This window comes from Pinisolibacter sp. (assembly GCF_036782435.1).
Lineage (GTDB): Bacteria > Pseudomonadota > Alphaproteobacteria > Rhizobiales > Ancalomicrobiaceae > CALBKH01.
The window spans coordinates 64,950-75,020 of sequence record NZ_DAIPZB010000004.1; the positions used below are offsets into that span (position 1 = coordinate 64,950).

At 68.2% G+C, this 10,071-nt stretch carries 12 protein-coding genes and 1 tRNA gene; 4 read left to right on the forward strand and 9 right to left on the reverse strand.

The genetic code is table 11. From position 1 onward, the window contains the following. Positions 1-8 precede the first annotated feature (8 nt). The 6 genes from V7Q42_RS02785 to V7Q42_RS02810 form a co-directional block, all read right to left on the reverse strand. Positions 9-1,154, reverse strand: coding sequence for an ABC transporter permease (locus tag V7Q42_RS02785; protein WP_333822324.1), 1,146 nt, complete (start codon positions 1,152-1,154; stop codon positions 9-11). A 2-nt stretch (positions 1,155-1,156) separates the two neighbouring features. Continuing rightward, positions 1,157-1,507, reverse strand: coding sequence for a hypothetical protein (locus V7Q42_RS02790; RefSeq protein WP_333822326.1), 351 nt, complete (start codon positions 1,505-1,507; stop codon positions 1,157-1,159). Then, positions 1,504-2,046 carry a nitrous oxide reductase accessory protein NosL gene (locus tag V7Q42_RS02795; protein ID WP_333822328.1) on the reverse strand — a complete coding sequence of 181 codons (543 nt, stop codon included), beginning with the start codon at positions 2,044-2,046 and terminating at the stop codon, positions 1,504-1,506. Before V7Q42_RS02795 ends, V7Q42_RS02790 begins: the two co-directional genes overlap by 4 nt. Before the next feature lie 63 nt (positions 2,047-2,109). Then, positions 2,110-2,745 (reverse strand): nitrous oxide reductase accessory protein NosL, encoded by a 636-nt coding sequence (locus V7Q42_RS02800; RefSeq protein ID WP_333822329.1) that lies wholly within the window; start codon positions 2,743-2,745, stop codon positions 2,110-2,112. Between the two features lie 73 nt (positions 2,746-2,818). Further along, the gene (locus V7Q42_RS02805) at positions 2,819-3,226 is read right to left on the reverse strand and encodes a hypothetical protein (RefSeq protein ID WP_333822331.1); all 408 of its coding nucleotides are present in this window, start codon (positions 3,224-3,226) and stop codon (positions 2,819-2,821) included. A gap of 294 nt (positions 3,227-3,520) precedes the next feature. Beyond that, positions 3,521-4,243 carry a GntR family transcriptional regulator gene (locus V7Q42_RS02810; RefSeq protein WP_333822332.1) on the reverse strand — a complete coding sequence of 241 codons (723 nt, stop codon included), beginning with the start codon at positions 4,241-4,243 and terminating at the stop codon, positions 3,521-3,523. Between the two features lie 95 nt (positions 4,244-4,338). Between V7Q42_RS02810 and V7Q42_RS02815 the strand changes: the two genes are divergently transcribed. The 3 genes from V7Q42_RS02815 (at position 4,339) to V7Q42_RS02825 (ending at position 7,265) form a co-directional block, all read left to right on the forward strand. Further along, positions 4,339-5,334 carry a C4-dicarboxylate TRAP transporter substrate-binding protein gene (locus V7Q42_RS02815; RefSeq protein WP_333822333.1) on the forward strand — a complete coding sequence of 332 codons (996 nt, stop codon included), beginning with the start codon at positions 4,339-4,341 and terminating at the stop codon, positions 5,332-5,334. A 139-nt stretch (positions 5,335-5,473) separates the two neighbouring features. Next, complete coding sequence (locus tag V7Q42_RS02820; protein WP_333822334.1) at positions 5,474-5,980, forward strand: TRAP transporter small permease; 507 nt, start codon at positions 5,474-5,476, stop codon at positions 5,978-5,980. 7 nt (positions 5,981-5,987) lie between these two features. Beyond that, complete coding sequence (locus tag V7Q42_RS02825) at positions 5,988-7,265, forward strand: TRAP transporter large permease (protein WP_333822337.1); 1,278 nt, start codon at positions 5,988-5,990, stop codon at positions 7,263-7,265. A gap of 34 nt (positions 7,266-7,299) precedes the next feature. On the opposite strand, the gene V7Q42_RS02830 is transcribed toward V7Q42_RS02825, so the two are convergent. The 3 genes from V7Q42_RS02830 to cpdR form a co-directional block, all read right to left on the reverse strand. Next, positions 7,300-7,932 (reverse strand): carboxymuconolactone decarboxylase family protein, encoded by a 633-nt coding sequence (locus V7Q42_RS02830; RefSeq protein ID WP_333822338.1) that lies wholly within the window; start codon positions 7,930-7,932, stop codon positions 7,300-7,302. A gap of 154 nt (positions 7,933-8,086) precedes the next feature. Continuing rightward, positions 8,087-8,161: transfer RNA gene (locus tag V7Q42_RS02835), tRNA-Val, on the reverse strand. Positions 8,162-8,301: 140 nt separating this feature from the next. Beyond that, positions 8,302-8,661 carry a cell cycle two-component system response regulator CpdR gene (gene cpdR, locus V7Q42_RS02840; protein ID WP_333822340.1) on the reverse strand — a complete coding sequence of 120 codons (360 nt, stop codon included), beginning with the start codon at positions 8,659-8,661 and terminating at the stop codon, positions 8,302-8,304. Between the two features lie 237 nt (positions 8,662-8,898). On the opposite strand from cpdR, the gene V7Q42_RS02845 reads away from it, so the two are divergent. Beyond that, positions 8,899-9,789, forward strand: coding sequence for an N-formylglutamate amidohydrolase (locus tag V7Q42_RS02845; RefSeq protein WP_333822341.1), 891 nt, complete (start codon positions 8,899-8,901; stop codon positions 9,787-9,789). Positions 9,790-10,071 lie beyond the last annotated feature (282 nt).

Here is a 10,071-nt window from a genome sequence, read left to right on the forward strand (position 1 = left end):
CCGCCTCCTCACCGCATCACGACGTCGGGGTCGGCGGTGGCGGTGCGCCAGATCGGCACCTGGATCGCCGCGACATAGGGAACGACGGTCAGCACCGCCAGGGTGGCGAGCTCGAGTGCGTCGATCTCGGGGGTCAGGGGGAAGCGCGGGTAGAGCGTCGACCAACCTTTCAGCACCGGCTCGAACAGCGACGCCGACCACAGAAAGACGTGGGCGTAGGCGGCGGCGAAGCCGAGAAGGAAGGCGGCGAGAGAGATCAGCAGACCCTCCCAGAGCTTCATCAGGATGACGTCGGAGGTCTCCCAGCCGATCGCCTTGAGGATGCCGATCTCGCGCCGTTCCTCGGCCGAGAGGCCCGAGGCCTTGTCGAAGGCGAGGATGGCGAAGGCGACCAGAGCGCCGCCGAGCAAGGCCAGCGCCAAGCCTTCACGCCAGGAGAACAGCGCCTCGGTGGTGCGAATCATGTCGGCGCGGGTGACGAAGCGGTGGCCGGGGAGTTTCACCGAGGCCTTCTCGGCGATGGTCGTCACTTCGCGCGGGTTGGTGACCGTCAGCGCGACGTCGGTCCACACGTCGGGCGGCAGTTCGAAGAAGGCGCGGAAGTCACCCTCCTCGACCAGGACGAGGTCGGTGGAGACCAGCGCCGTGGTCGACGGCAGCACCGCCTTGACCTTCGTCCGCAGGAACTTGCCGGCCGGCGAGACGAGGAAGAGCATCTTGCCGGGCGAGACCTTGCGGGCGCGGGCGACGCCTTCGCCGACGATCGATTCGCCCTTTCCGACGGTGAGGCCGGCTTCGGCCGCGGTCGGCACCTTCAGCGTGTAGTTGGCGGCGCCGGCGCTGTCCCAGAGATAGCCCCAGAGACGCGGTTCGACCCGGCGGACGCCGCGCAGGCCCTTCAGGGCGGCGACGTCGGCGGCGGTCGACATGTCGTGGCGGCCCATCGTCATCGCCTGGGCGGCGATCTCGGGGGCGGCGTCGAGGACGGCGGCGGCCTCGCGGCGCACGGCGGTGCCGAAGAGCATCACCGAGGCGAGGAGGAAGACCACCAGGGCGTAGACGACGATCAGGCCGACGTTCTTGGCCGGACGGCGCAGGAGCGAGGCGACGGCGAAGTCGAGGAGATGTCGGCGGCGTTCGAAGGCGGCGCGCATGGTCACTCCGCGGGGGTTTCGATCCGGCCGCGACCGAGGTCGTGCGGCGGGGCGACGAGCGAGCCCGAGGGGAAGTGCTCGAAGGTGAGGGGGCCGTCCTGGAAGGCGGACTGGAGGTCGGCGAGGGACGGGTTGCGAGTGTAGCGGGCCTCGGTGAAGAGGGCGAGGTCGGTGAGGCCGAGCTCGGCGACCAGCGCCCGCGTCTCGGTCCGACGAACCGCCGCCGCGCCGCCGGAGAGGCCGGCATGGGCGAGCGCCGAGAGGAAGGCACCGGCGAGGACGGCGAAGAGCACGGCGGCCCGGGTCGAACCACGCGCCGGTTCGCGCCGCGCGCTCGGGGAGGTCGCGGTCATTCGAACTTCCCGTCGTCGAGGTTCGCCAAGAGAGCGAGGGTGATCCCGTCCACCCGCAGGCTGCGCTTGCCCTTGTGGTCGACGATGAACTCCTTGGCGTCGGCCTCCACCGGGTGGGGGACGAGTTCGTGGCCCATGGGCCCGTAGACGTCGGAGCCGACGACATAGACCGCGGCGGTGGCGTCGATCATTTCGCCGTCGTAGTAACTCGTCACGCCGATCGTTTCGACCTGTTCGCGGGTGCGGCCTCGGGCCCAGCGCGGCATGTCGAGCAGGTACTTCCACAGGTCCTTGGCGCCGTCGAAATGTTCGAGGTGGCCGTCGCGGAAGCGGATGGTGGCGATCCAGTAGGGGTACTTGGCGACGAACATGCCGCAGACCGGGCAGACGTCACGCTCGCCGGGCTTCGGCAGCTCGACCTTCGCGGCGCGGGCTTCTTCGGCCGAGGCGCCGGTCACCGCGACGCAGGCGAAGCCGCCGAGGGCGCCGAGGAAGGCGCGGCGGTGAAAGCCGGCCGAGGTCTTCGGAGAGAAGGACATGGGCGAACCTCGGTTGAACCGTGGGGGATCCGGCGGCGGCATCCCGCCGCCGGACCGGATCGATCAGTGGGCCGAGCCCATCTTCTTGCGCATCTCGCCGCGGCGCTTGCGCAGCATGATCGTGTCGTCGGCCATCACCAGATAGGCCTTGCGCAGGGCGGCGTCGAAACCGACCACTTCGGCGCCGGCCTTGGCGGAGGCGTCCGCCTTGGCGGCGGCTTCGGCTTTGGCCTTGTCGGCATAGGCCGCGTTCGACACGCGGGTCATGGTGCCCGGCTTCGACGGGTCGATGACGTAGAAGGCCTTGTCGACGAGGACCAGCGGCTTGATCTCGCCGTCGGCGCCGGCGTCGCCGGCATAGATCGCCTTGGGGCCGAGATCCATGTTGAGAGCGAGGCCGACGGCGGCGCAGTGCAGCGAGCAGGTGCCGTCGACGGCGTCGTTGTCGTAGTGGATCAGATGGCGGGTGGCCGAGAACTTCGCCCGCACCATGCCGCAGTAGCGGCAACGCGGGAACTTGGTGGTGTCGTCCTTGGTCGGATCCGCGTCCTTGGGCAGATCCTTGATCAGGCCGTTCTTGTCGGTCCACTCCATGGGCGACATCGGCATGGTTTCGGCGCGCGCCGGGGCGGCGGCGAACAGGGTCGAGACGGCGGCGGCGGCGAGCACGCGGCGGCGATCGATGGTGCGTTCGGTCATATCGGAATTCCCTTGGTTGTCGTGAGAAACATCCGGCACGGCGCATCGCATCGCGAGCGGCCGGACGATCGGGTCAGACGACGAAGGGAAGCGGAGGTCCGCGGGCCGAGCCGTTGCGCTGGATGGCAGGCGCGCGGATCTCGTCGGCGACGACCACGGTGAGGTCGACGAAGACCGTCGGTTCCGGCGCCGGCAGCGCCGGCGGAGCGACCGCGACGGCGTGGGCGGCGAGGGTGGCGGTGACGCAGAGGATGCAGGGCGGGGTCTGCGGCGGGGCGGAGCGGTCGGCGTCGCCGTCGGTATAGAGGATGCTGCCGTCGCCGCGGCACAGCGACAGGAGGCCGACCGCCGTGCCGTCGTCGCGCGGTCCGAAGGAACTCGCCGCCGCCGCACCGAGATGGTCGGCGGAGAGCACCACCTGGAAAACGAGGAGCAGCATCGCGAGGAAGCCGGCGAGCCGGCTTTCGCGCAAGTGTGCCATCGTCGTCAGGTGCCTCGCGGCCATGATCCGTCCCGGTTCCCGGTCGGCGCGGCGCGCCGGCCCACGTCTTCATCGGCGAGAGGCGCCGATCCGCTCTCTTCATTCCATCGGGTGGGCGCGGCGGCATTGACGGGTATCAATCCGATCGCCCCCCGGGGAGGACCGATCGTCGCGCGGAACGGGCCGAAAAGCCCGATCCGGCCCTCCCCGAGGGCGCTCGGCGGCATGTCGAGGGGGCGCCGTCGATGAGAAGCGCCGGGTCGATCGCCGGCCGGAAGCCCCCGGCGCAAGGCGTCATTTCGGATCGAGCAGGCGGGCGTGGGCCGGCGGTTCGGTCGATTCGAACATGTCGGGGAACTGCTCGGTCAGGCGCGGCAGGGCGCTGAGGATCTCGCGCATGTGGCGGCGCATGGCGGCTTCGGCAGCGTCGGGAGAACGCGAACGGAGCGCCTCGACGATGGCGCGGTGCTGGGCGACGAGCACCGAGATCGGCGTCGCCTCGGGCAGGCTGAGGTAGCGGACGCGATCCATCTGGGCGCGGGCGCCTTCGATGACGCGCAGCGCCGGCTCGCAGTCGCAGCACTCGACGATGGCGCGATGGAACTCCTCGTCGAGGTCGTAGAAGTGCCCGGGATCGGCGGACTCCGCCGCTTCCGCCTGGCGGGCGATGAGCCCGTCGAGGCGCTCGAGATCCTCCTCGGTGATCAGGGCGGCGGCGGTGCGCACCAGGGCGCTCTCCACCGCCTCGCGGATGAAGCGGGCGTTGAGCACGTCGCGCACCGAGATCTTGACGACGAAGGTGCCGCGGCTCGGCAACACCTGGAGGAGACCGGCTTCGGCCAGCTTGATGAAGGCCTCGCGCACCGGCTGCCGGCTGACCCCGTAGCGCAGTGCGATCTCCTTCTCCGACAGCGCTTCACCCGGCTTCAGCCGCATCTCGACGATGGCACGGCGAAGCTCGTGGATGATCTGCGGCACGATGGGGGCGGCGAGATTGATCGCGAGATCGGTCGACATGGCGGCTTGCAAAATCCTCACGTTCAGGAATACCATACCGGTATGGTGCCATACCGCAAGAGATCAAGCGGAAGAGCCCAGGGAGGATGAAGACGATGACGCGCTTGTCATACTGGTCCGTCGGTTCGGCGATTTCGGGTTTCGTGACCGCGGTGGCGGTGACGACGTGCCTCGCCGGCGCCGCCGTCGCCCAGACGCAGCTCAACATCAATACCGCTCTGGCCCAGAGCGATCCGATCTACAAGGGCCTCGAGCGCATGCGTGACCGTGTCGCGGAGCGCTCCAAGGGTCAATTGACCATCCGTATCTTCCCCGGCTCGCAGCTCGGCAAGGACGAGGACGTCCTCGAGCAGGCGCGCGCCGGCGCCAATGTCGCGGTGGTCGTCGACGGCGGCCGCATGGCCGTCTTCGTCAAGGAATTCGGCATTCTCGGCGCCCCCTATCTGGCCGAGGGCTTCCAGGGCGTGCGCAAGGTCGTGACCTCGCCGCTGTTCGAGACCTGGGTCGCCAAGCTGAAGGCCACGTCCGGCCATCAGGTGCTGTCGTTCAACTGGTGGCAGGGTGAGCGTCACCTGATCACCAACAAGCCGGTCGCCAAGCCGGCCGACCTCGCCGGCGTCCGCATGCGTACGCCGGGTGCGCCGGTGTGGATGGAGACGATCCGGGCGATGGGGGCCACACCGACGCCGATGGCGTGGGGCGAGGTCTATCCGGCCATGCAGCAGAAGGTGATCGACGCGGTCGAGGCGCAGGATCCGGCCTCGGTCGGCTCCAAGCTCTACGAGGTGGCGAAGTACACGACCAAGACCGGCCACATCAATCTGATCACCGGCATCGTCACCTCCGCCGCGTGGTTCGACGGCCTCTCGCCGGACCTGCAGAAGATCCTGCGCGAGGAATCGCTCGCCGCCGGCGACTACGCCTCGAAGATGACCGAGGACTCCCTCGTCGGCTTCGAAGACACCATGCGCAAGAACGGCATGACGGTCGCGGAAGTGGACAAGACGCCCTTCATCGAGGCCACCAAGCCGGTCTACGACAAGCTCGGCTACTCCGAGCTGCGCAAGGAAGTCGACAAGCTCCTGAAGTGAGACCCGAGCGGGTGACCCCGCCGGGTCGCCCGCCGAACTCGCGTTCGCCCGTGCCGGCGCCGCCAACGCCGCGGCACGGGCGATTCTCGCGGCCGGCGGCGAGGGCCGTCCGGCCGATCACCCGTATCGGGGTTCCCTCATGTCCGCTCTCGTGGCTCGTCTGGAGCTCTTCGCCGCCAAGGCTCTGCTCGCGGCGATCGTCGTGCTCGTCTTCGCCGCCGCCGTCGGGCGCACCTTCGGCTATCCGCTGGTATGGTCGGTCGACGTCGCCCAGCTCCTGTTCATCTGGGTCTGCTTCCTCGGCGCCAACCGGGCGCTGCGACTGAAGACCCACATCGGCGTCGACTTCTTCGTCCGCAATCTGCCGCGTGCCGCCCGCCATCGGGTCGAGTTGGTGCTGGCGATCGTCGTGCTCGCCTTTCTCGGGGCGCTGGCGGTCTCCGGATACAAGCTGACGATGATGAACTGGCAGCGGGTCTACGGCGACAGCGGCATCTCCTACGCCTGGGTGACGGTGGCGGTGCCGGTGGGGGCGGCGATGCTGGCGATCACGCTCGTCGGCCATGTCGTCGGGGCGCTGAGGTCGGGCGGTCTCGTCTTCTATGCCGATCGCACCGTCGATCGCTCCCAAAGCCAGCTCGGGTGAGGCGAACATGCTGATTCTCTGGGGGCTCTTCTTCGTCCTGATGTTCGTCGGCATGCCGGTCGCCTTCGCCATCGGCATCTCCGGGTTCTCGTTCTTCGTGCTCTCCGGCACCATTCCGGTGAGCATCGGTGTGCAGCAGATCGCGACCGCGTCGCAGAGCTTTCCGCTGCTCGCCGTGCCGTTCTTCGTGCTCGCCGGTCACATGATGAACAAGACCGGCATCACCCACCGGCTGATCGCCTGTTCGAACGTGCTGGTGTCGTGGATGTCGGGCGGTCTCGCCCAGGTCTGCATCCTGCTCTCCACCCTGATGGGCGGGGTCTCCGGCTCGGCGGTGGCCGATGCGGCGATGGAGGCGCGGATCCTCGGGCCGAACATGATCCGCTCGGGTTATGCCCGCGGCTTCACCTGCGCCTCGATCGCGGTCGGCTCGCTGATCACGGCGACGATCCCGCCGAGCCTCGGCCTCATCCTCTACGGCTTCGTCGGCAACGTCTCGATCGGCCGGCTGTTCCTCGCCGGGGTCATCCCGGGGCTGCTGATGATGGCGGCGCTGATGGGCGTCGTCTACGTCGTCGCCCGCAAGCGCGACTATCGCGAGGCGCGGGTGTCGAAGCCGACGGGCCGCGAGATCTGGCGGGCGGTGGTCGACGCCAAATGGGCGCTGCTCTTCCCGCTGGCGCTTCTCGTCGGCATCCGCGGCGGCATCTTCACGCCGTCGGAAATCGGTGCCTTCGCCGTCGTCTACGCGGTGGTGGTCGGTGTCTTCCTGCACAAGGAGCTGACGCTGGCGACGGCGCTCGAGGCGCTGGCCGAGGGCGTGCTCGACGTCGGCGTCATCATGCTGATCATCCTGATGTCGGGCATGGTCGGCTATGCGCTGATCTTCGAACAGGCGCCGCAGGTGGTGGCCGAATGGATGCTGGGACTGACCAGCAACCCGCTCGCCGTGGTGGTGCTGATCCTGGTGTTCCTGCTCATCGCCGGCTGTTTCGTCGAGAGCACGGTGCTGGTGCTGCTGCTCACCCCGATCTTCGTGCCGATCGTCACCAAGCTCGGCGTCGACCCGGTGCATTTCGGCATCCTGATGATGTCGATCGTGACGCTGGGGTCGATGACGCCGCCGGTCGGGGTGGCGATGTACACGGTGTGCTCGATCCTCGACACGCCGATCGAGGAGTACACGGTCGAAGCCGTGCCCTTCGTCGCGGCGATCGTCGCGGTGATCGCCTTCCTGGCGCTCTTCCCCGGCGTGGTGCTGTGGTTGCCGAATCTGGTGATGTGACGCGCGCGATGCCGGGCGGTCACACCGGCCGGCGTCAGCGGGCGCGTGACGTCGACCCGCCGTCGTGCGGCGGCGCGACCGTGGCCGCCGCCTTCGGGTGGTGGCCGCGGGCCAACCACTTCGTCGGCAGCATGAACCACGCGGTGGCGAGGTAGAACAGGGCCTCGAACAGCGCGCTGCCGTTCGCCGCCGGGCGCCCGGCGAGGCGGGCGGGGAAGGCGTCGAAGGTGTTGCCGAGCAGATTGCCGAAGAAGATCATGCGGATCAGCAGTTCGATGTCGGCGGCGGTCCTGTCGCCGTAGGCGGCTTTCAATCGCGCCGTCATCTGCGGTTCCGGCCGACGGTCGGTCTCGGCGTAGTGCTGGGCGTAGAGGAGCGCCGGCCGTTCGCGTTCGGAGGCGGAGGCCGCGAACTGCAACTCGAACATGTCGCGGATCTCGTCGTCGCTCAGACCGGAGGCGACGGCGCGTCCGGCGTGGAACCAGCTGCAATAGACGCAGCCGTTGATCGCGGTGACGACGATCATGATCTTCTCGGCGAAGGCCGATCCGATCTCGGGATTGCGGGCGGCGCGCACCAGGGCGGGGAGCCGGCCGAGAAGGAATCCGAGATCGCGCAGCAACAGGGACGGCGTGAAGATTCGCTTGTCGAAGCTGGTGCTGTTCATGACGACCTTCCGGACCCGGCGAGCCTCCCACTCGATAGGACCCGCACTCCCCAGATGGGTGTGGCGACGACCGTCGGCAAGATGGAGACGGCACGACCCGTCACCGGCCACGCGAGGTGGCACTTCCGGGTCTTCGCGGCGGTTCGGAAGGGGATGGTGGGCGTGACAGGGATCGAACCTGTGACCCCTACGATGTCAACGTAGTGCTCTCCCGCTGAGCTACACGCCCGAACCGATCGGTGCCACCCGGAACGGGATCGGGCGGCGAGGTCGCTCTATAACGAGGTCGATCCGGTCACGCAAGCCCGGATGTCGCGCGGGGAAGAAGTTTCTCCCCGCGCTCGAGGGAAGTGCCGGAATTCCGCCGTTTCAGGCGGCGAGCAGCTTCTCGACCTCGCGCACCAGATCGCGCAGGTGGAAGGGCTTGGAGAGGACCTTGGCGTCCTTGGGTGCCTGGCTGTCGGGGTTGAGCGCCACCGCGGCGAAGCCGGTGATGAACATCACCTTGAGGTCGGGGTCGAGCTGGGTGGCGCGACGGGCGAGTTCGATACCGTCCATCTCCGGCATGACGATGTCGGTGAGGAGCAGGGTGAAGGGTTCCTCGCGCAGCCGCTCGTAGGCGCTCTTGCCGTTGTCGTAGGAAACGACGTCGTAACCGGCGTTCGCCAACGCCTTGGCCAGGAAGCGACGCATGTCGTTGTCGTCTTCGGCGAGGATGATACGCGCCATCGGGTCCATTCGATTCTCTTTCCGGGTGGTCTCTCGTATCTCTCCATTGAGACCGATCGCGGTAAATTTACGGTGAAATCCGGTTTCCGCCACATGGCCTTCGCAGAGGTCGATCGACCCGCACGGTGGACAGGGACGACGCGCGGAGGGCAACATGGGGCGGCCCGCGCCGTCGGTGTGGGCGCGAAGGGTCGGAAATCGCCGAAGGAGACGGGTTTGCGGGGAACGGCGGACGACATGCGCATCGTCGAGGGATTCGAGGGGGTGGAGCCCTTCGACCTCGTCTGGCCGGAGCGCGTCACCGCCCCGTGTCTCCTCACCAGCCCCCATTCGGGCCGCGATTATCCCCGTGATTTTCTCGCCACGACCCGATTGGACCGGGTGACGATCCGCCGTTCGGAAGACGCCTTCGTCGACGAATTGTGTCTGGCGGCGGCGGGTGGGCGGCTGCCGGTGCTGGCGGCGCGGTTCCCGCGCGCCTGGCTCGACGCCAACCGGGAACGGCTGGAACTCGATCCGCGGATGTTCACGGGCGTGCTGCCGGCCGGCGCCAACACGCGCTCCACCCGCGTCGCCGGCGGCCTCGGCACCATCCCGCGCATCGTCACCGACAAGGACGACATCTATCGTGGGCCGATCCCGATCGACGAGGCGATGGAGCGCATCGCCCAGGCCTACGAGCCCTATCACGCGACGCTCAGGCGGTCGCTGAGCCGGCTCCACGCACAGTTCGGCCATGCGGTGATGATCGATTGTCACTCGATGCCGTCGACACAGCGCCTCGGCGGATCGGAGGGGCGCATCGACATGGTGCTCGGCGACCGTCACGGCCGCAGCTGTCATCCGGCCCTGACCGAGATGGCGGCGGCATTGCTGCGCGAGGCGGGCTATCGCGTCGCGCTGAACAAGCCCTACGCGGGCGGTTACGTCACCGAGACCTATGGCCGGCCCGACCGTGGCCTGCACGCCTTGCAGATCGAGATCTCGCGCGCCCTCTACATGAACGAGGCGACGATCACCCGCACCACCGGTTTCGCGGCACTGTCGCGCGATTTCGGCCGCTTCGTCGAACAGTTGGTGACGAGTTTCGGGGCGATCTTCGATGATCTGCGTTCGGCGGCGGAGTGAGGCCGGTTCGACGGACGCGTGCCATGCGGCCCTATTTCGCGACGCCGTGTGAAAAAAGAACGGGCCGCGCCCGGGAAGGCAGCGGCCCGAAGTGGGTATTTCAGGGAGGAAACGCCCAGAAGGGCCACGCGGCGACGAGAAGCATCACCGCGATGCAGCAAATATGATATTGCATCGCACAAAAGTCAAGCGGTGCATCGCAGCATCATCGGAGGGGCCGGATTCGGCGGCAAGAGAGAGCCCGGGCGCGGCCGCGCCTGCGACCGGTCGCCTCGATCACGG

Excerpts from the sequence above, each read along its gene's own strand:
- V7Q42_RS02820 (WP_333822334.1), top strand. The coding sequence starts at position 5,474 with ATGTCCGCTCTCGTGGCTCGTCTGGAGCTCTTCGCCGCCAAGGCTCTG.
- V7Q42_RS02800 (WP_333822329.1), bottom strand. The coding sequence starts at position 2,745 with ATGACCGAACGCACCATCGATCGCCGCCGCGTGCTCGCCGCCGCCGCC.
- V7Q42_RS02830 (WP_333822338.1), bottom strand. The coding sequence starts at position 7,932 with ATGAACAGCACCAGCTTCGACAAGCGAATCTTCACGCCGTCCCTGTTG.
- V7Q42_RS02825 (WP_333822337.1), top strand. The coding sequence starts at position 5,988 with ATGCTGATTCTCTGGGGGCTCTTCTTCGTCCTGATGTTCGTCGGCATG.
- V7Q42_RS02790 (WP_333822326.1), bottom strand. The coding sequence starts at position 1,507 with ATGACCGCGACCTCCCCGAGCGCGCGGCGCGAACCGGCGCGTGGTTCG.
- V7Q42_RS02845 (WP_333822341.1), top strand. The coding sequence starts at position 8,899 with ATGCGCATCGTCGAGGGATTCGAGGGGGTGGAGCCCTTCGACCTCGTC.
- V7Q42_RS02795 (WP_333822328.1), bottom strand. The coding sequence starts at position 2,046 with ATGTCCTTCTCTCCGAAGACCTCGGCCGGCTTTCACCGCCGCGCCTTC.
- cpdR (WP_333822340.1), bottom strand. The coding sequence starts at position 8,661 with ATGGCGCGTATCATCCTCGCCGAAGACGACAACGACATGCGTCGCTTC.
- V7Q42_RS02785 (WP_333822324.1), bottom strand. The coding sequence starts at position 1,154 with ATGCGCGCCGCCTTCGAACGCCGCCGACATCTCCTCGACTTCGCCGTC.
- V7Q42_RS02815 (WP_333822333.1), top strand. The coding sequence starts at position 4,339 with ATGACGCGCTTGTCATACTGGTCCGTCGGTTCGGCGATTTCGGGTTTC.
- V7Q42_RS02805 (WP_333822331.1), bottom strand. The coding sequence starts at position 3,226 with ATGGCACACTTGCGCGAAAGCCGGCTCGCCGGCTTCCTCGCGATGCTG.
- V7Q42_RS02810 (WP_333822332.1), bottom strand. The coding sequence starts at position 4,243 with ATGTCGACCGATCTCGCGATCAATCTCGCCGCCCCCATCGTGCCGCAG.